General features: G+C 54.8%; 17 protein-coding genes. 14 read left to right on the plus strand and 3 right to left on the minus strand.

Going from position 1 to position 19,283, the window contains the following annotated elements; all coding sequences use genetic code 11:
• Positions 1-8: 8 nt before the first annotated feature.
• The 14 genes from gspD to OGV82_RS08310 all read left to right on the plus strand — a co-directional run bounded on the left by gspD (position 9) and on the right by OGV82_RS08310 (position 15,570).
• Positions 9-1,931: a type II secretion system secretin GspD gene (gspD, locus tag OGV82_RS08245; RefSeq protein WP_101744307.1), complete on the plus strand. Its 1,923-nt coding sequence runs from the start codon at positions 9-11 to the stop codon at positions 1,929-1,931.
• Positions 1,932-1,945: 14 nt separating this feature from the next.
• A complete protein-coding gene (gspE, locus tag OGV82_RS08250) occupies positions 1,946-3,424 on the plus strand; it encodes a type II secretion system ATPase GspE (protein WP_012133077.1) in 1,479 nt (492 codons plus the stop codon).
• Positions 3,424-4,632, plus strand: a complete 1,209-nt coding sequence (gene gspF / locus OGV82_RS08255) for a type II secretion system inner membrane protein GspF (RefSeq protein ID WP_047457864.1) — start codon at positions 3,424-3,426, stop codon at positions 4,630-4,632. The genes gspE and gspF overlap by 1 nt, the downstream gene beginning before the upstream one ends.
• Before the next feature lie 2 nt (positions 4,633-4,634).
• Positions 4,635-5,084, plus strand: a complete 450-nt coding sequence (gene gspG, locus OGV82_RS08260; RefSeq protein ID WP_012133075.1) for a type II secretion system major pseudopilin GspG — start codon at positions 4,635-4,637, stop codon at positions 5,082-5,084.
• Entirely contained in the window at positions 5,084-5,569 is a 486-nt protein-coding gene (gene gspH, locus OGV82_RS08265) for a type II secretion system minor pseudopilin GspH (RefSeq protein ID WP_047457861.1), read from the plus strand. Before gspG ends, gspH begins: the two co-directional genes overlap by 1 nt.
• Positions 5,562-5,942 (plus strand): type II secretion system minor pseudopilin GspI, encoded by a 381-nt coding sequence (gspI, locus tag OGV82_RS08270; protein ID WP_047457858.1) that lies wholly within the window; start codon positions 5,562-5,564, stop codon positions 5,940-5,942. The genes gspH and gspI overlap by 8 nt, the downstream gene beginning before the upstream one ends.
• Positions 5,939-6,604, plus strand: coding sequence for a type II secretion system minor pseudopilin GspJ (gene gspJ, locus OGV82_RS08275; RefSeq protein ID WP_047457854.1), 666 nt, complete (start codon positions 5,939-5,941; stop codon positions 6,602-6,604). The genes gspI and gspJ overlap by 4 nt, the downstream gene beginning before the upstream one ends.
• A complete protein-coding gene (gspK, locus tag OGV82_RS08280; protein WP_047457852.1) occupies positions 6,601-7,617 on the plus strand; it encodes a type II secretion system minor pseudopilin GspK in 1,017 nt (338 codons plus the stop codon). The genes gspJ and gspK overlap by 4 nt, the downstream gene beginning before the upstream one ends.
• A 15-nt stretch (positions 7,618-7,632) precedes the next feature.
• Positions 7,633-8,778, plus strand: coding sequence for a type II secretion system protein GspL (gene gspL / locus OGV82_RS08285; RefSeq protein ID WP_047457850.1), 1,146 nt, complete (start codon positions 7,633-7,635; stop codon positions 8,776-8,778).
• Complete coding sequence (locus OGV82_RS08290) at positions 8,775-9,260, plus strand: type II secretion system protein M (RefSeq protein WP_047457848.1); 486 nt, start codon at positions 8,775-8,777, stop codon at positions 9,258-9,260. The genes gspL and OGV82_RS08290 overlap by 4 nt, the downstream gene beginning before the upstream one ends.
• Positions 9,257-10,054 (plus strand): prepilin peptidase, encoded by a 798-nt coding sequence (locus OGV82_RS08295; protein ID WP_101744309.1) that lies wholly within the window; start codon positions 9,257-9,259, stop codon positions 10,052-10,054. Before OGV82_RS08290 ends, OGV82_RS08295 begins: the two co-directional genes overlap by 4 nt.
• Before the next feature lie 264 nt (positions 10,055-10,318).
• Positions 10,319-13,027, plus strand: coding sequence for a glycosyl hydrolase family 18 protein (locus OGV82_RS08300; RefSeq protein ID WP_012133067.1), 2,709 nt, complete (start codon positions 10,319-10,321; stop codon positions 13,025-13,027).
• 133 nt (positions 13,028-13,160) lie between these two features.
• Positions 13,161-13,604, plus strand: a complete 444-nt coding sequence (gene iagB, locus OGV82_RS08305) for a type III secretion system invasion protein IagB (RefSeq protein ID WP_047457844.1) — start codon at positions 13,161-13,163, stop codon at positions 13,602-13,604.
• Between the two features lie 145 nt (positions 13,605-13,749).
• Entirely contained in the window at positions 13,750-15,570 is a 1,821-nt protein-coding gene (locus tag OGV82_RS08310; protein WP_047457843.1) for a glycoside hydrolase family 19 protein, read from the plus strand.
• Positions 15,571-15,720: 150 nt separating this feature from the next.
• Here the strand turns inward: OGV82_RS08310 and OGV82_RS08315 are convergent, their stop codons facing one another.
• From OGV82_RS08315 to ltaE, 3 genes are all read right to left on the minus strand, one after another.
• Positions 15,721-16,734 (minus strand): 3-beta-hydroxysteroid dehydrogenase, encoded by a 1,014-nt coding sequence (locus OGV82_RS08315; protein ID WP_012133064.1) that lies wholly within the window; start codon positions 16,732-16,734, stop codon positions 15,721-15,723.
• A gap of 98 nt (positions 16,735-16,832) precedes the next feature.
• The gene (locus tag OGV82_RS08320) at positions 16,833-18,263 is read right to left on the minus strand and encodes an SDR family oxidoreductase (RefSeq protein ID WP_047457840.1); all 1,431 of its coding nucleotides are present in this window, start codon (positions 18,261-18,263) and stop codon (positions 16,833-16,835) included.
• Positions 18,264-18,273: 10 nt separating this feature from the next.
• On the minus strand, positions 18,274-19,275 hold the full coding sequence (gene ltaE, locus OGV82_RS08325; RefSeq protein WP_047457837.1) for a low-specificity L-threonine aldolase: 1,002 nt from the start codon (positions 19,273-19,275) through the stop codon (positions 18,274-18,276).
• Positions 19,276-19,283: the final 8 nt, after the last annotated feature.

The raw sequence follows: 19,283 nt of genomic DNA on the forward strand, positions 1-19,283 counted from the left end.
GAATTGCCATGAAGAAATTTCCGTGGGCGTGCGTGGCGCTGACAACTCTGGCGTTATATTCCAGTTCGCTCTTTGCGGCGAATTTTAGCGCCAGCTTTAAAAATACTGATATTCGTGAATTTATTGATACGGTTGGCCGTAATCTCAATAAAACGATTCTGGTCGATCCGTCGGTACAGGGAACCGTATCGGTTCGGACGTATAACGTCCTGACCGAAGATGAATACTATCAGTTTTTCCTCAGCGTGCTGGATTTGTACGGACTTTCCGTGATTCCGATGGATAACGGCATGGTGAAAGTGGTTCGTTCGTCCGTTGCGAGAACCGCGGGAACGCCGATTGCCGACAGCAAAAATCCCGGTAAAGGGGATGAAATTATTACCCGCGTCGTGCAGATGGAAAATGTACCGGTACGTGAACTGGCGCCGCTGTTGCGCCAGCTGAACGATGCGACCGGTATCGGCAACGTGGTGCACTTTGAGCCGTCGAACGTCCTGCTGCTCACCGGTAAAGCCTCGGTGGTGAACCGCCTGGTCGATCTGGTTCAGCGCGTCGATCGTTCCGGCGTACAGCGGCGCGAAATCGTTCCGCTGCATTACGCCTCTGCGAAAGAACTTTCGGATATGTTGAATAACCTCAACAACGAAGAGCAAAAAGGGCAGAACGCACCGCAACTGGCGACCAAAGTGGTGGCGGATGAGGAGACGAATAGCCTGGTCATTAGCGGCAGCGAAGAAGCGCGGGCGCGTACCCGCACGCTGATAGCGCAGCTTGATCGCGAGCAGAATAACGAGGGGAATACCCGCGTCTTCTACCTGAAATATGCCAATGCCGCCAAAGTGGTGCCGGTGTTAACGGGCATTGGGGAGCAGATGAAGGACAAGCCGGGCGCGGCGAAAAGTAAATCGCCGGTTGCCGCGACCGATCTGAATATTACTGCCGACGAGTCGACAAACTCACTGGTGATCACCGCGCAGCCGAACGTGATGAACTCGCTTGAGAAGGTGATCGACAAGCTGGACATTCGCCGTCCCCAGGTACTGGTGGAAGCCATTATCGCTGAAGTGCAGGATGGCGCCGGAACCGATCTCGGCGTGCAGTGGACGAGTAAACACGGCGGCGTACAGTTTGGCGCAACCGGTCTGCCGATCGGCCAGGTTAAGAACGGGACGATAAAAGGCGTGAATTTTACCGGTATGGCGACAGGTTTCTTTAACGGCGATTTCGGCGCGCTGATGACGGCGCTGTCGACCAACGGCAAAAACGACATTCTCTCCACGCCGAGCGTGGTGACGCTGGATAACAAAGAAGCGTCGTTTAACGTTGGTCAGGATGTGCCGGTGCTTTCTGGTTCGCAGACGACGACGGGCGACAACGTCTTTAACACCGTTGAGCGTAAGACGGTGGGGACGAAGTTGAAGATCCTGCCGCAGATTAATGACGGCGACATGATCCACATGAAGATCGAGCAGGAAGTTTCCAGCGTGGACGCCAGTTCGACGGAGGATTCGTCTTTAGGCCCCACCTTTAACACCCGCACGATCAATAACGAAGTGATGGTTCACAGCGGGCAGACGGTAGTGCTGGGAGGGCTTATCGAAAATGTCACCAAACAGAATGTGTCGAAAGTGCCGCTGCTTGGCGATATTCCTCTGGTGGGGCAACTGTTCCGCTACACCTCGCAGGATACCACCAAACGAAACCTGATGGTCTTTATCCATACCACTGTTCTGCGCGATGACGACAACTACAGCGCCGCGTCGAAAGAGAAATACGACCAGGTGCGCGCGCGCCAGCAGCTGCGTATGGAGGAGAAAAAAATGGGCATCCTGGAGCCGGGCGATAACGCCATTCTGCCCGCGTTCCCGTCGCCCGTAAAAACCAGCACTGCTGCGCCAGCCACGGCGTCGCGCAATCCGTTTAAAGAGTAAGCCGGGGGTGTCGCGTGGATGAATTAAGCAAAAATTTGTGCAGCAGCAGCTTCGCAAAAGACAACGGTGTGCTGCTTTATCACAACGACGTATATATCCGTGAGGATGCGCCCGCGTTTGCCCTGCTGGAGATGCGTCGCGTGCTGGGGCGTGCCTTTACGCCGGTAACATTAACGCCAGAAGCGTTTGAAGAGATGCTGGCTAAAATCTGGCAGCAGAATAGCGGTGTTTCGCAGCAGCTGGTTGATGATATGGATGCCAATATCGATCTGATGGCGTTAACCGAGGAGATCCCCGATAACGAGGATTTGCTGGATAACGATGAAAACTCGCCGGTTATCCGTCTGATTAACGCCATTCTTGGCGAGGCGGTGAAGGATGGCGCGTCGGATATCCATATCGAAACCTTTGAGCGCACGCTGAGTATCCGTTTTCGCGTTGACGGCGTGCTGCGTCCTGTATTGCAGCCCGCGCGTAAGCTGGCGCCGCTGCTGGTATCGAGGATTAAGGTGATGTCCAAACTGGATATCGCCGAAAAACGCCTGCCGCAGGACGGTCGCATCTCCCTGCGCATTGGGCGTAAGGCGGTGGATGTGCGTGTCTCAACCATCCCGTCGCAGTATGGCGAGCGGGTGGTCATGCGTCTGCTGGATAAAAGCAACCTGAAACCGGATATCAATAAGCTGGGGTTGATCGACGAAGAACTGGAACAGCTCAAAGGACTGATTGGCCGTCCGCACGGGATTATCCTGGTGACCGGGCCGACCGGGTCCGGTAAGAGCACGACGCTTTACGCCATCCTCTCGGCGCTAAACGGCCATGAACGCAATATTCTTACCGTTGAAGATCCGATCGAATATGAACTGGAAGGCGTGGGGCAGACGCAGGTTAACCCGCGAGTGGATATGACGTTTGCCCGAGGCCTGCGCGCGATCCTCCGTCAGGACCCGGATGTGGTGATGATCGGTGAAATTCGTGACGGCGAAACCGCGCAGATTGCGGTTCAGGCGTCGCTTACCGGCCATCTGGTCATGTCTACGCTGCATACCAACAGCGCGGCGGGAGCGATTACCCGGTTGCGCGATATGGGGCTGGAGTCGTTTTTAATTGGTTCATCGCTGCTTGGCGTCATTGCCCAGCGTCTGGTTCGTCGGCTGTGCCCTCACTGCCGTGCCGTCAGTCCGCTGGATGATAATGAAAAACCGCTGTTCAGTTTTATGGAGAGTCCCCCCGATGTGATTTATCGCGCCGTGGGGTGTGAACAGTGCCGCCAGAGCGGTTACCAGGGACGCGCCGGTATTCATGAGTTTCTGCTGGTGGACAGCGCGATGCGCCGCGCTATTCATGAAGATAAAGACGAAATGTCGATTGAAACTCAGCTGTTTAAGCAGGCCTACAGCCTGCGGGAAAATGGTTTGTTGAAGGTGATCTCCGGCGTCACCTCGCTGGAGGAAGTGATGCGTGTTACCGCCGAGCGCGGAGGTGACGAATAATGGCCTGGTTCGCATGGACGGCTACGGATGCCGTCGGGAAAACCCGGTGCGGCGTCTTGCAGGCTGAAGGCCCAAAGCAGGTACGCCAGACGCTACGCGAACAGAAGCTAATGCCGATCAGCATTACGCTCACCCGCGAGCGCGCCGCCGGAAAGGGGGCTCAGAAAGGTGCAAAACTTTCGACACCGGTGCTCTCAATGTTTACCCGCCAGCTGTCGACGTTGGTTAATGCCGCACTGCCGCTGGAGAGTGCGCTGAAGGCGATTTCTAAGCAGACGGAAGACAAAAAGCTGGCGGTGATGGTCGGTGAGATCCGCGATAAAGTGGTAGAAGGGCACACGCTTTTCGACGCTTTCAGCCAGTTTCCACGTACTTTCGACAAGCTCTATTGCACGCTGGTGATGGCAGGGGAAAAGACCGGGCATCTCGGCGGCGTGCTGGAAAAGCTGGCTGAATACAACGAACAGCGACAGAAAATGAAAAGCAAGCTGTCGCAGGCGATGGTCTATCCCATCACCCTGACGGTGGTGGCGATTGCGGTTATCTCCATTCTGCTGGTGGCGGTGGTGCCGCAGGTCATCGAACAGTTTGTGCATATGAAGCAGCAGTTGCCCGTCACCACCCGTACCCTGATTGCGGTCAGCGATTTTTTGCAGGCTTACGGAATGGTTATCGGCGGCGGCCTTGTCGGATCGTTTATCGCTTTTAACGCCTGGCTTAAAAAAGAGCGTCATCGTTTTGCATATCACCGCTGGCTGGTGAACCGTTCGCCGCTGAAAAAACTGGTCTGTGCAATAAACAGCGCCCGTTACATCCGCACCCTGAGCATTTTACAAGCCAGTAGCGTGCCGTTGCTGGAAGGTATGTATATCGCGATGGACGGTATTGAGAATCTGTATGCGCGTCAGGTGCTGGAACAGGCGGCGGATACCGTGCGTCAGGGCGCGTCATTATATAACGCACTGGAGCAGGCCAGATTATTTCCGCCAACCATGCTTTATATGATTGCTTCTGGCGAAGAGAGTGGCGAACTCGGTTCATTAATGGATCGCGCCGCCGAAAACCAGGAGTCGGCATTACAACATCGCATTACATTAACGCTGTCGGTATTTGAACCGGCGCTGGTGGTGACGATGGCGACGGTGGTTTTATTTATCGTACTGTCAATATTACAACCGCTTCTTCAGCTCAATAATATGGTGGGTTAATTATGTCTGTGAAAAAAAATAGCCTGAAAGGTCAGGCCGGGTTTACTTTGCTCGAATTAATGGTGGTCATCGTTATTCTTGGCGTTCTGGCCAGCATGGTGGTGCCGAATCTGATGGGGAATAAAGAGAAAGCGGATGCGCAAAAAGCGACCAGCGATATTGTCGCCCTGGAAGGCTCGCTGGATATGTATAAGCTCGATAACCATCGCTACCCAACCACCGAACAGGGGTTGCAGGCGTTGGTGACGAAGCCGGAGATCGCGCCGATTCCCAACGGCTATCGTGCTGACGGTTATATTCGCCGTCTGCCGCAGGACCCGTGGGGGAATGATTACATTCTGGTTAGCCCTGGCGAACATGGCGCGGTAGATGTTTTCTCCTCCGGCCCGGATGGTGAAGCGAATACCGCCGATGATATAACGAACTGGTCTTTAGATAAAAAAGATAAGTAATGAATAAGCAACGTGGATTTACATTGCTGGAAATTATTCTGGCGCTGGTTATTTTTGCCAGTTGCGCCATGATGGTGGTTTCGACAATACCCTCACGCAGCGGCGCAGATATATTAGGCCAGCAATTACAATCCCTCGTTGAATATGGTTCTGATCGGGCAGTGATGGACGGAAATATAGTCGGGCTGGTGATGACGCCAACGGAATATCAGCTGGTGAGGTGGGCCGGGGAAAACGGCGGGCGTCATTGGGCGCCGCTGACAGCCGGGCGTATTTTCACCCACGGACAGTTTCCTGAAGAGACGCACGTTTCGCTCGCTCCCCAGCGTCTGGCGGCCACGCCTGATGCCGACCCGCAGGTGCTCTTTTTACCGGATGGGGAAATTAGCCGATTCACGCTGACGTTGCAGAGCTATGACAAACAGCACCATTTCCGCGTGGTGTCGCAGGGCGCTTCGCCCGTTTTGGTAGAGAACAATGACTAAACCGGAAGCGAAAGAACAGGGCATGACGCTGTTGGAAGTCATGGTGGCGCTGGTGATCTTTTCTACCGCAGCGCTGGCGTTGATGAATTCCGTCTCGCTGAATGTGCGTTTTACGCACGGTCTTGCCGATACGCTACAGGCCAGTTGGATTGCGGAAAACCAGCTCGCGCAAGCGCAGCTTGCAAAAAGCGTTTTTCCCGATGTCGCTGAAGAAGGCAGTGAAACGATGGGCGGACGCAGCTGGAACTGGCGCAAACAGCGGGTGAAAACCGATGACAAGGCGTTTGCCGATGAAGTCCAGGTGTATGCCGAAGGCGAAGAGAGCCAGCCGATCATCACGCTGCGGGTTGTCCCGCCGAAGGAGCGCAAATGAATACGCCACTCCGTCGCCAGCAAGGTTTTACGCTGCTGGAGATCATGATTGCGCTGACGATTTTTGCCGTGATCAGCACCCTTGCCTGGCAAATCCTTGACGGCGCGATGCGCACCACCACGGCAACGGATGCTGCTGCGACGACGCTTAATCAGCTTCAGCGAGCCTGTAACCTGCTGGAGCGCGATTTCTCTCAGCTCCAGCCGCGCGCGCCGCGCAATGAAACGGATGTGTTCCGTCTGGATCAACATGCCGTTGAGCTGACGACGGTAAGCGGCGTCAGTGGGCAAATTCAGCTGGAACGCGTGCGCTGGCGGCTGGAGGCGCATCGCCTGTGGCGTGATGTCTGGCCTGACATTGATAGCCCGGCTGACGTGAGTCCAGAAGAAGTACCGATTTTAAGCAACGTTAAAGCGATGAAGTGGCGATTCTGGCGACAGGGCTGGCAGACGACATGGGTTGAAACTGCCCATCAGCCGGAAGGCGCCGAACTGACGCTGACGATGGAAAACGGGGATACCTGGCGCTGGGTGTTTATGACGCCGGGAGACATGCCGGAAATCCAGGGAGCAAAGAAAGACGAAAGCGCTGAGGCTGCACAACCCACGCCTGCTGACGTTACGGCATCGGTTCCGCCAGCACGCGGTGGAGAACAGCAATGAACACGCAATCGGCGCAAAAACAGCGCGGCGTCGCGCTGCTGGTGGTGTTGATTTTGCTGGTGATGATGTCAGCGCTGGCGGCAAAGATCGGTCAGCAGTTTTGCCGAAATTTGCAGAAAACCCGCTATCAGGTCAGTCAGCAGCAGCTGCGCTGGGCGATGCAAGGCCAGGCTGCGGCGATAAAAGATCGTCTGCAAACCGACGCCAGCGGTGAGAGCAATGGATTATCGCCAGAAGGCGCGTGGCACGAACCGCTGGAAACTCAGGGTGAGAACTATACCGTCGTGAGCCAGATTGAGGACGCCCAGACCTGCTTTAACGTGAACAGTCTGCTGGCCATTGACCCTGCGCCTCCTGCGGATAGCGCCGCCGCGCCGCCGACAAAGCCGGTGAAAGAGCAGATCGTTGAACAGTTGCTGATCGACAGCGGCATCAGTACGGCAGCGGCGGAAGAGGTTTATCAACAACTGGTGGATTATCTGGACGCTGACAACACAACCGCAAAAGAGGCTCTGGAAAGCGATGTCTGGGCGGGTGTGACGCCGCAGCGCCTTCCTGCGAATCAGATGATGCGCACCATCAGCGAGATAAAACGGTTGCCGGGTTTTCCGGTGGCGGCATATCCCCGCGTCAGCAAGGTGCTGTGCGCGCTGCCTGATACGGAGAGCAAAGTGGATGTGAATACCCTGAAGCCCGGGCAGGCGCCGCTGTTGTCTGCGCTGTCTGCGGGGACGTTAAGTGAGGATGACGCAGCACGGCTGATTGCTTCGCGCCCGGAAGAAGGGTGGGCGTCGGTTGACGCGTTCAGTAAAACGCTCGAAACAAACTATCCGCAGAGCAAAGCGATCCTCGCGCAGATGCAGGCGTTTGTTGCGGTGAACAGTCACTATTTCCGGGTCGAGAGTACCGGTAATACTGATGATTTAACGCTGCGCGTTGTCAGCCAGATTCATGTCGATCGTGACTCTGGCGAGGTGAGAACCTGGCAACGCCGTTACCGAATGATTGAATAAGAAAAGTCATAGTCTATGAAACAGGTACTTTTTATTCGTCCCGATGCAAACGTGGACGGGAAAATCGAATGGTGCGTCTCCGGTAGCCAGCAGGTGGCAACGCTGGAAAGTCGGGATGCGCTGAGAACGCTTGCCGTACATCCCCTGGCGACACGCGTTTGTTTGCTGTTGCCCGCCAGTGAGATGGTGTTCCGTCATTTTACCCTGCCCAAAAAAGGGTTATCGACGGCCTCCACACCGTTTTCATGGCTGGCGGAAGAGACGCTGATCGGCGATGTGGACTCGCTGCACTGGACGGTATTGCGGAAACAAGGGCGGGAAGTGGATGCCGTGGCCATTGACGCCACCTGCTTTGAGCGCTGGCTTGCGCTGTGCGAAGAGGCGGGACTGAAGGTGATTCAGGTATTGCCGGACGCCATTCTGCTGCCGGTAAACGAAGGTGGCAGTACGCTGGTTTCCTGTGACGAAAGCTGGTGGCTGCGTTTCCCGCCGTTCGGCGCCTGCGAAGCGGATGCTACGCTGCTGCCGCTGTTGCTGGCGCAAGGCGGCGATGGCGAAGTGTGCTGCTACGGCGAAGCGCCTGCGGGTATTGATGTCGTTGAGCAACTGCCGTGGCAGCATCCGCTGGTATTGATTCAGCCGCAATGGAAAGCGTGTCGCGCCAATATGCTGCATGGCGCATTTGCCGCCTGCGGCAAAGAGGTGGGGCGATTTCGTCATCTGAGGACAGCAATGGCGGTGTCTGCGCTGCTGTCGATGGGGTTGCTGATTGGCCCACGCGTGGCAATGGCATGGATGTTGGTTCAGCAGGAAAATCAGGTACAGGCCGAGATTGCCCAGGTCGCTCAACACTATTTCCCGAGTCTGCGGCAGAAAACCAATATCAAATACCATTTTGGTCAGAATATTAAAAAACAGAATAAAGGTATTTTTCTGCAACTTGAGGCGCTGGAACAGGTTAAACAGTCTGTGCCTGCTATTGAGATAAATGAAGTGGAATATGACAACGCGCAGAATGTGTTGACGCTGAACGCGGCCTCGCCGAACGCGCAGGCGCTACAGGATTTCGTTACGCAGGCCAGCCCCCATTTTGACTTTGCGTTACAACCGGTTTCGAACCAGTCACCCTATACGGCGATCGTGACGGGGAAATATAAATGAAAGAGCGAATTGCACAATTAAAAGCGCGCTATCAAAACTACAGCGATCGCGAGCGTGGTCTTATTACGCTATGTGCGGCGGCGATATGCTGCGCGGTAATTTATTACGGCGGCATTATTCCGCTGGATCATATGATTCAAAACAGCCAGTCCACGTTAATGCGGCAAAAAGAGACGCTGCGCTGGATGCGGGACGAAATCGATAAAAATCATTTACAGGCGAAAGTCTTAAAAACGAACAACCCGCGAACGGTTATTGAAGAGAGCGCGAAAGAGATCCATCTCGCGTTGTCTGATATTCGTCAGGATGAACGCTCACTCTCTTTTGTTGTTGAACAGGTCAATATTTATGAACTGAAAAACTGGCTACGTGAAGTGAATGTTACGTCCGGCGTTCAGTTGCAAAAAATGGATTTGCAGCCGGTCGATCGTCAAAGCGACGTGAAAGCCAATATTACGCTGAGCTGGAATAAAAACGCATGAATACGATCATGTTGTTTCGGGAAAGCTGGCCGATTGGGTTTTGCATAATGAGCGCCTGCCTGGGCGGAATCCTCGGCAGTTTTCTTGGCGTAGTCAGCGAGCGCGTTCCCGCAATGGTGATGGAAAAGGAAGGGGCGGGGAATTTACTTTTTCCTGCCTCGCACTGCGCGGACTGCGGGCATCAACTGGCCTGGTGGGAAAATATTCCGTTACTGAGCTGGTGCTGCCTGCGCGGTCGCTGCCGCCATTGCCAGTCTGTGATTCCCCTGCGCTTGCTGTTGGTGGAGTTAGCCAGTGCGCTTTTTTTTGCGGCAACGGCGGCGGTGCTCCCTTCCTCTGTCACGCTGATCGCGCTGTGGGTTTTATGGTGCGGTCTGCTGCCGCTCACGATGATTGATGCGAAATATATGCTGTTGCCGGATTGTCTCACGCAGCCGCTGCTGTGGGCTGGGCTGCTGCTGCATTGCGTTTTCCACACGATGCCGTTGGCGAGCGCGTTATATGGCGCCGTTGCAGGGTATCTCATTCTGTGGCTGGTGTACTGGAGTTTTCGCCTGCTGACGGGGCGGGAAGGGCTTGGACAGGGCGATTTTAAGCTACTGGCGGCGCTGGGGGCGTGGTGCGGCTGGCAGGCGTTACCGTTATTAATTCTGGTTGCGGCATTAAGCGGTATTGTGCTGTATGGCCTTTTTTACTCTGGCGTAAATAAAGCGGGGCAAATTCCTTTTGGTCCCTGTCTGGCCTTTTCGGGAATGGCGATGTTTATCTTCCAGACATTGCAATTCACATTCTGACGCGGCTGGTCAAGTGTTTTTTTAAATTCTTTCGCCGAGGGAATAAAGGGAACTTATTTATTTTCCAGATTATCATTGTCGCATAAGTTAATAGAATTAATGCTTATGCCATTTTAGGGAGGAGCGTAAAGCGAAATAGATTATTTCATTTTTATAATGGGTTGGTTTCCGTTGTCTTAAATAAATTACTGTTTGCAATTCGTCCATGCTCTAAGGAATGCATGGCTGTTAAATATTCACGAATAAAATTATCAGGAATTAATAATGAAATTTATGAAGCCTAAATATCTGGCACTTTTTGTGGCAGCAGCGACAAGTCCGGTTTTTGCCGCTGCGCCGGGTACGCCGTCTATTACCAGCGGCAATGATAAATTCGCCATTGTGGAAGTGGATCAGGCTGCGCAGGATTATAACAACCTGGTGAAAGTTCATAACGATGGCGTGGACGTCAAGGTGGAATGGAACGTCTGGAGCGGCGATGCGCCGACCTCCGCGAAAGTGCTGTTGGATGGTAAGACCGTATGGTCTGGCGCAGGTAGCGCTGCCGGTTCTGCGACCTTCAAAGTCAAAAAAGGCGGTCGTTATCAGGAACAGGTTGAGTTATGTAATACCAGCGGGTGTACGAAAAGCGCCAGCAAGCTGATTATTGTGGCGGATACCGACGGTAGCCATCTGCTGCCGCTGAATACCACCATGAAGGAAAACAATAAAACGTTTGCTCAGCATACCGATAAAGTGGTGGGCGCGTACTTCCCGGAATGGGGCGTGTATGGCCGTAATTTCCCGGTGGATAAAATCCCGGCGGCTAACCTGAACCATATCCTGTACGGCTTTATTCCCATTTGCGGCGGCGACGGCATCAATGACAGCCTGAAATCCATCGAAGGTGGCAACAGTTTTGAAGCGCTGAAACGCGCCTGTAATGGCCGACAGGACTATACCGTGGCGATCCACGATCCGTGGGCGGCGCTGCAAAAACCGCAGGCTGGCGTCTCTAACTGGGATGACCCGTATAAAGGCAACTTCGGTCAATTGATGGCGCTGAAAAAAGCGCACCCGGATCTGAAAATCCTGCCATCGGTTGGGGGATGGACGCTTTCCGATCCGTTCTTCCAGATGCATGACAGCGCGATTCGCGCGCGGTTTGTTGCTTCCGTTAAGGATTTCCTGAAGACATGGAAATTCTTCGACGGCGTAGATATTGACTGGGAATTCCCGGGCGGCGGCGGTCAGAATGAAACGCTGGGCAACCCGCAGCAGGATAAAGCGACCTACACGGCACTGATGCACGATCTGCGCACCATGCTTAACGAACTGTCTGCCGAAACCGGTCGGACTTACGAGTTGACCTCCGCTATCGGTTCCGGTCAGGACAAAATCGAAGACGTGGACTACGCCCAGGCGCAGCAGTATATGGATCACATCTTCCTGATGAGCTACGACTTCTACGGCGGCTGGAGCAACACCGATCTGGGGCACCAGGCGGCGCTGCACGGCGCAGAGTGGAAACCGGACACCAAATACACCACGGAAAATGGCGTCAATGCGTTGCTGGCGCAGGGCGTGCAGCCAGGCAAGATCGTGGTGGGCGCGGGGATGTATGGCCGTGGCTGGACTGGCGTGCATGGCTATACCGGCGACAATCCGTTTACCGGTACGGCTACCGGCCCGGTGAAAGGCACCTGGGAGCCGGGCGTGGTTGATTATCGTCAGATTGTTAATGAATACAAAGGCAAACCAGGCTGGGAATACCGTTACGACGCTGCGGCGGAAGCGCCGTATATTTTCAATAAATCCACCGGCGACCTGATTACCTATGAAGACGCCCGCTCTGCGGCGGCGAAAGGTAAATACGTCCTGGCTAACAACCTCGGCGGCCTGTTCTCCTGGTCTATTGACTCTGATAACGGCGACATTCTGAACGCGATGAACGAAAGCTTGCTGGGTGGGGGTTCTACGCCGGTTGAGCCGGTTGTAACCAACCATGCGCCAGTCGCGACCGCAGTTGACCAGGTCGTCACCGGCCCGGCGACGGTCACGCTGGACGGTTCTGCCTCTACCGACCCGGATGGCGATGCGATCACCTATAAGTGGACGCAGATCTCCGGTCCGTCCGTAACGCTGAACAAGAGCACCAGCGCGAAAGCGAGCTTTAACGTCGCCGCCGTCTCCAGCAATCAGAATCTGGCGTTCCGTCTGACCGTTACCGATGCGAAAGGTCTGAGTAACGCCATTGACGTTCAGGTTGTGAACAAAGCGCCAAAAGCGAACCAGGCTCCGGTTGTGAATCCGCTGGAAACGGTGTCGCTTGAAGCAGGCGCAACCTACACGCTGAATGCGCAGGCTGCCGATCCTGATGGCGACGCGTTGACCTACGCCTGGAGCGTGCCGGGCGACATGAACGCGACGGGGACGGACACCTCCAGCGTGACCATCACCGCGCCGGAAGTGAGCTCCGCCTCGACTTACACCGTCAGCGTCGTGGTCAGCGATGGTAAAACCAGCGTGCAGTCCAACGTGCAGATTAACGTTACGCCAAAAGCGGCGCCGGTGCCGTCCGACGAAGGGACGACACCGTCTGATGAAGGCACCACGCCAGCCGATGAGGGGACGACGCCGTCTGATGAAGGCGCGGCAACCGGCGGTTGCGACAGCCCGGTTGATGCCAATGCCAGCCACTACGCGGCATGGGACGCCAGCAAAATCTACAACAATGGCGATACCGTCAGTTTTGATCACCTGGTGTGGAAAGCGAAGTACTGGACGCAGGGCAATCAGCCAGGCTTTGGCGTGGACGCGTGGGAACTGGTCAGCCAGGTGAAATTCAACTGGCGTTCCGATGTGGTTTACAACGGCGGTGAGACTACCACCTATCAGGGGTCTGTATACCGCGCTAAATGGTGGACGCAGGGTGATAAACCCGGCAACAGCGACGTGTGGGTGAAAGAAGGCGCCGCCGCAGACTGTCAATAATCCTCTTACCTTAATAATGCGGATACGTTATCTATCCGCGAAGGGTAGCCGCCCCTGTCTGGGGGCGGCCATCTCTAAAAAATAATGTGCATAACGAACAAGGAGCAGATCACCCCGACAACCGGATGAAAATATGAAACGTTTAATTTTGTTGTTATTGATGTTAAGTCAAAGCGCGTTTGCCAACTGCTGGGACAGAGCCGCAAATTATTATCATGTTGACCCTTATTTATTATTTGCCATTGCGCAAGTTGAGTCTGGCATGAATCCCTATGCGGTAGGACGAAATCACGACGGAACGAGAGATGTCGGGTTGATGCAAATAAATAGCTCGCATTTTTCAGCGCTGAAACGCCGTGGCATTGATGAGTACCGACTGATGCTGGAACCCTGTACATCTATTATGGTCGGTGCGTCGATCTTATCCGATATGATCAAAGTATATGGTTATAACTGGGAGGCGGTAGGCGCATATAACGCCGGGGTTAAAAAAGAGAATTACCCGCAGCGCATGATTTACGCGCATAAAGTCTGGGAAACATACCAGCGTATAAAAATGACCACGCAATATAAATAAATCCAGCCGCTTTTATTTTTTGAAGAATTCCTGCTGGTGTTCTTCGAAAAGTAAAACCCCAGGTTCTGACGTTTGTTTATTCGTGTTGTTAATTGACAACGCAGAATTTGAATTAATCACTATTGTACATAAAGGAAAAATTGAAATGAGCAAAAGGACATTATTGAGTGTACTCATTGCGGGTGCCTGTGCGGTGCCGTTTATGGCGCAAGCAAATACATTGCAGGCCAGCAGCAGTGAGCCTTACACCATAAAAGCCAGCGATCTGGCGAAAAAGGAGCAGGAGCTGACAAATTTCCCGTTGATGGCTTCGGTGAAAGAGACGATCCAGACGCTGGATAATGCCCAGGTAGAACTCATTGAACCCGGTCGCGCCGCCAACCCGGAAAACGTCAAACGCGTTGAGGGAATCATCAAAGCCAGCGACTGGGAATATCTTTTCCCGCTGCGTGCTAAAGAATATACCTACAGCAATTTCCTGAAAGCAGTCGGCAAATTTCCGGCGCTGTGTAAGACCTATAACGATGGTCGCGACAGTGATGCGATTTGCCGCAAAGAGCTGGCTACGATGTTCGCCCACTTTGCGCAGGAAACCGGCGGCCATGAGAGCTGGCGTCCAGAGGCCGAATGGCGCCAGGCGCTGGTGTATGTGCGTGAAATGGGCTGGAGCGAAGGGCAGAAAGGCGGCTATAACGGCGAATGTAACCCGAGCGTCTGGCAGGGGCAAACCTGGCCGTGCGGCAAAGACAAAGATGGTGAATTCCTGAGTTACTTTGGCCGCGGTGCGAAACAGTTGTCCTATAACTACAACTACGGGCCGTTCTCCGAAGCGATGTATGGCGACGTTCGCACGCTACTGGATAAACCGGAGCTGGTTGCCGATACCTGGCTGAACCTGGCGAGCGCTATTTTCTTCTTCGCCTACCCGCAGCCGCCGAAACCTAGCATGTTGCAGGTCATCGATGGCACCTGGCAGCCGAACGCGCATGATAAGGCTAACGGTCTGGTGCCCGGCTTTGGCGTCACCACCCAGATTATCAACGGCGGCGTTGAATGCGGCGGCCCGACGGAAATCGCGCAGTCGCAGAACCGTATCAAATACTACAAAGAGTTCGCTAACTACCTGAAAGTACCGGTTCCGGCAGATGAAGTGCTGGGCTGCGCCAACATGAAGCAGTTCGATGAAGGCGGCGCGGGCGCATTGAAGATCTACTGGGAACAAGATTGGGGATGGAGTTCGGATACGCCGGACGGCAAAACCTATGCCTGCCAACTGGTGGGTTATCAGACGCCATTCAGCGCGTTTAAAGAGGGGGATTACACGAAATGTGTACAGCATTTCTACAATGTGAACATCATTAATGATGACGGTTCTTCGACTAAACCGGATGAAGAGCCCGTAACGCCAACACCGGCTGATGATACGCCTGCACCTGCGCCAGTGCCGGATGAAACGCCAGCAGAGCCGACCACCGTTAACCATGCGCCGGTAGCCCATATCGCAGGGCCGATTGGCGCGGTAGATGCGGGGGCGCAGGTCTCTTTGAGCGCGGAGGGGTCGACTGACGAAGACGGCAACAAACTGACCTACACCTGGCGTGCTCAGGATGGTCAGACCGTGTCTGGCGAAGACAAAGCGGTCGTAACCTTCGCAGCGCCGGAAGCGGCGACCGCTCAGCAGTACGAGGTGAGCCTGACCGTCAGTGATGGTGAATTGAGCAGCACCACCTCTTATCTGCTCAACGTGAAAGCGAAAGCGGCAACGCCATCTCAGGACGATGGCGATTCGGGTTCGTATCCGGCATGGAGCGCGAACAGCAAGTACAATGCGGGCGATATCGTGAATAACCACGGTAAGCTGTTCCAGTGCAAACCATTCCCGTATAGCGGCTGGTGTAATACGGCGCCGGCCTATTATGAACCCGGCGCGGGTCTGGCATGGTCTGACGCGTGGAGCGCGCTGTAATGACAATATAAAACGACAACGCCTGAAATGCCCGATGGCGAAGGCTTATCGGGCCTGCGGCGGGTGAGTAGTATCTATTGTGCCATCCGGTACAACAACAATCTGACGGCAACCTGATGGTTGCCGTTTTTTGTGTTCACTGTGCGCCGGTCAGCGCGGTAGCTTGCCGTGATCGCGCAGCCAGGCGGCGGTACGCTCAATGCCTTCATCCAGCGTGACGATGGGCTGATAGCCCAGTTCTTCCTGGGCGCGCGTGGTGTCCAGCGTAAAATCGAAATTCAGCTTGGAAACGCCGTAGTGCGTCAGCGTCGGCTCTTTCGCCGATTTATTGCCGAAACGCTCCATGCTGCGGGCGATCATATCCAGCATCGGATACGGAACCGAACGGATTCGGCAATCAATGTTTAATTCATCAATCAGCTTTTGCACAATGCTGCGCAGCGTCCGGTGTTCACCGTTTGTGATGTTATAGACCCGACCAGAAGGCAGCTTGTCACTGCTTTCCTGGCTTGCCAGCCACATCGCATGGACGGCATTTTCATAATAAGTCATATCCACCAACGCGCTGCCGCCGTGCGGCAACAGAACGCTGCCGTAGTGGTGCATCATATGCGCCAGACGCGGAATAAAGACTTTATCGTGTGGGCCAAACAGACTTTGCGGGCGCAGGACGGTAAAACGCGTCTGCGGGTTGGCCTGCGCCAGCAGGTTAATCACCTCTTCACCGGCCGCTTTGCTGCGTGCAAATTCGTTGGCGAAGCGGTGCGGACGAAAATCCTCTTTGATATCGCGATGGTGGTGATAATCAAAATAGAGTGACGGAGAGGAGATATGAATAAAGTTACGTACGCCCCAGGCGACGGCCCATTCGCCGAGGCGTCGGGTGGCGCGGACGTTCGCCAGATCGAAGGCTTCCTGGGTTCCCCACGGCGAGGTGAAACTGGAGCAGTGCCACAGCGTATCAATGCCTGCGAGCATCACTTTTGCCTGCGAAGAGACCAGCTCGGTCAAATCCGCATGGACAAATTCCGCTCCCATTTTTTGCAGCAGCTTGCCCATCGCTTCATTGCGACCGGTAGCTCTGACGCTGATGCCTTTATTGCGCAAAAACTCAACCGCGTTTCGACCTAAGCCGCTGGTGGCGCCGGTAACCAGTACCTTCATATCAATCCACTGTGGTTAATAGAACTTCGTGCGCATTCTTCCGTGAATTACGTCGGTATGCAATGGGAAACATGAAAGAATACAGTATGTTTTTATGATTAATCTGTGATTTGTTCTGCAAGCCGGGCAATTCGCTTTGCCATGCCCTGGAAAATAAAGAGATGCGCCGGGATCATCAGCAGCCAGTAGAAAAGGCCGGGCATCCCGTGCGGGTGCCACCAGGCGCGCACGTCAATTTGCCGGTGATCGCCTTTATCTTCAAGGGTAAAACTCAGACGGCCAAGGCCCGGTGCTTTCATGCCAAACAGTAAAGTCAGCTGTTTTTCCGGCTCGACAATGATGACTTTCCAGCTGTCCACCGTGTCGCCGGTCTGAAGAAGCGCGTGTTCAGGTCGGCCTTTTGCCAGTCGATGCCCCACCAGCAGATCCATTGCCGCACGCGTTTTCCAGAGAATATTGCCAAAGAAATAGCCTTCTTTGCCGCCGAGACGGTTGATCACCTGCCACAGGGCTTTCCGGCTGGCGGAGGTTTTAACCGTGAATCCGGCCTGTTTGGCAAAATAGCCATACTCTGGTCGCCAGCGGGCAAACGCCTGGGCGTCGTATCCCCAGTCGCTGGAGTTGACCAGTTTTTCTTCCTCCTTCAGCGTGCGACGCACGGCATCGTCAAAGGAGATGAGCGTCTGGGGGACCAACGCCCGCAGTTCGGTATCATCGGCCAGCAGGTCATGTTTCAGCCCCTGGATCAGCGCTTTTGCCGTGGTCGGCGGAACGGACGTAATGACATTTAAAAACCAGACTGAAATCCAGCGGGTCGGAAAAGGGATGGGGATCAGCAGGCGATGTTTGCCGCTGACGGCCATAAAGTGCTTGAACTGCTCCTGATAGCTTAAGACCTGCGGCCCGGCGGCTTCGAGAACCCGGTGCTCGCAGGCAGGGTGATCCAGCAACGCCACCAGATAGTGCAGCAAATTTTCCAGCGCGATGGGCGTGGTTCGGGAGCGCACCCAGCGAGGCGGCGTCAGCACTGGCAGGTTGTAGACCATATCGCGCATCACTTCGAAGGCGGCTGAACCTGCGCCGACGATAATGCCAGCGCGCAGTTCGGTCACCGGCACGCCGGATTCGCGCAGCGTCTCCGCAGTTAACTGCCGGGCGCGCAAATGGTCAGACTGCTCATGTTTCGGCGCCTGCAACGAACTGAGGAATATGAGCTGTTTGACCGGTACTTCACGCAGCGCATCGCGCACGTTCATCGCAACCTGGCGCTCATGGGCAATAAAATCGCCGCCTTCGCCCATGCCATGCACCAGATAATAGACGGTGTCGACCTCGCGGAGCAGCGCGGGCAGATTATCCGGCCAGTTGAGATCGACTTTATGACAACTGACGTTAGCCAGTTGCTGTTTTTCCAGCCGTTCAATGCGACGTGCCGCCGCCAGAATCTGATGCCCTTGCGCGCTGAGCGCCCGCACCAGATGTTGACCAATGTAACCACTGGCGCCAAGAACCAAAATACGTTGCGGCACGTCCGTCTCCTTAGCGGGTTAAAAAGGCGCGCCAGTGGGCGGCGACTTCAGCAAGCTGTTCACGCGATACGTCCAGATGCGTCACCAGACGCACGATTGGCGACGCGTTGATCAGCACGTCACGCGCCTTCATGTATTCGCCCATCGCCGCCGCGTTCTCTTCACCAACGCGGACAAACAGCATATTGGTGTCGTGACGCATAACATCCGCACCAGCTTCACGCAGTTGCTCCGCCATCCAGGCCGCGTTGTCGTGATCGTCCTGTAAACGTGCGACGTTATTCTTCAACGCGTACAGCCCGGCAGCAGCCAGAATACCCGCCTGACGCATACCGCCGCCGGTCATTTTGCGCCAGCGGATGGCGCGCTTAATGTAGTCCTGGTTGCCGACTAACAGTGAGCCTACCGGCGTCCCCAGACCTTTTGACAGGCAAATGGTGAATGAATCGCAGTATTGAGTAATGTCTTTCAGTTCGCAGCCGTAGGCGACGACCGCGTTAAAAATACGCGCGCCGTCAACGTGTAACGCCAGACCGCGCTCGCGGGTAAATTCCCACGCCTGTTTTAAATATTCGCGCGGCAGCACTTTACCGTTGTGGGTGTTTTCCAGACTGAGTAAGCGAGTGCGGGCAAAATGGATATCATCCGCCTTGATCTTCGCGGCGACCTTATCCAGCGGCAACGTACCGTCTGCGGCGGCATCAATGGGCTGCGGTTGAATGCTGCCCAGCACCGCCGCGCCGCCTGCCTCGTACAGATAGTTATGCGCGCCCTGACCGGCGATATACTCTTCGCCGCGTTCACAGTGGCTGAGCAGAGCGACCAGGTTAGCCTGAGTGCCGGTGGGTAAAAAAATCGCCGCGTCTTTGCCAGAAAGCTCAGCGGCGTATTGCTGGAGGGCGTTGACGGTTGGGTCATCTCCGTACACGTCGTCCCCGACCGGGGCGGCCATCATCTCTTCGAGCATGGCACGACTCGGCCGGGTAACGGTATCACTACGTAAATCGATCATTGCACATC

Source organism: Citrobacter sp. CK191, from assembly GCF_030333435.1.
Taxonomy (GTDB): Bacteria; Pseudomonadota; Gammaproteobacteria; order Enterobacterales; family Enterobacteriaceae; genus Citrobacter_B; species Citrobacter_B koseri.

Bases quoted from the DNA above. Each gene is read 5' to 3' on its own strand.
- ltaE (WP_047457837.1), bottom strand. From the start codon at position 19,275: ATGATCGATTTACGTAGTGATACCGTTACCCGGCCGAGTCGTGCCATG.
- OGV82_RS08290 (WP_047457848.1), top strand. From the start codon at position 8,775: ATGAAAGAGCGAATTGCACAATTAAAAGCGCGCTATCAAAACTACAGC.
- gspI (WP_047457858.1), top strand. From the start codon at position 5,562: ATGACTAAACCGGAAGCGAAAGAACAGGGCATGACGCTGTTGGAAGTC.
- gspD (WP_101744307.1), top strand. From the start codon at position 9: ATGAAGAAATTTCCGTGGGCGTGCGTGGCGCTGACAACTCTGGCGTTA.
- gspH (WP_047457861.1), top strand. From the start codon at position 5,084: ATGAATAAGCAACGTGGATTTACATTGCTGGAAATTATTCTGGCGCTG.
- OGV82_RS08295 (WP_101744309.1), top strand. From the start codon at position 9,257: ATGAATACGATCATGTTGTTTCGGGAAAGCTGGCCGATTGGGTTTTGC.
- OGV82_RS08315 (WP_012133064.1), bottom strand. From the start codon at position 16,734: ATGAAGGTACTGGTTACCGGCGCCACCAGCGGCTTAGGTCGAAACGCG.
- OGV82_RS08300 (WP_012133067.1), top strand. From the start codon at position 10,319: ATGAAATTTATGAAGCCTAAATATCTGGCACTTTTTGTGGCAGCAGCG.
- gspG (WP_012133075.1), top strand. From the start codon at position 4,635: ATGTCTGTGAAAAAAAATAGCCTGAAAGGTCAGGCCGGGTTTACTTTG.
- OGV82_RS08310 (WP_047457843.1), top strand. From the start codon at position 13,750: ATGAGCAAAAGGACATTATTGAGTGTACTCATTGCGGGTGCCTGTGCG.
- iagB (WP_047457844.1), top strand. From the start codon at position 13,161: ATGAAACGTTTAATTTTGTTGTTATTGATGTTAAGTCAAAGCGCGTTT.
- gspJ (WP_047457854.1), top strand. From the start codon at position 5,939: ATGAATACGCCACTCCGTCGCCAGCAAGGTTTTACGCTGCTGGAGATC.
- gspL (WP_047457850.1), top strand. From the start codon at position 7,633: ATGAAACAGGTACTTTTTATTCGTCCCGATGCAAACGTGGACGGGAAA.
- gspK (WP_047457852.1), top strand. From the start codon at position 6,601: ATGAACACGCAATCGGCGCAAAAACAGCGCGGCGTCGCGCTGCTGGTG.
- gspF (WP_047457864.1), top strand. From the start codon at position 3,424: ATGGCCTGGTTCGCATGGACGGCTACGGATGCCGTCGGGAAAACCCGG.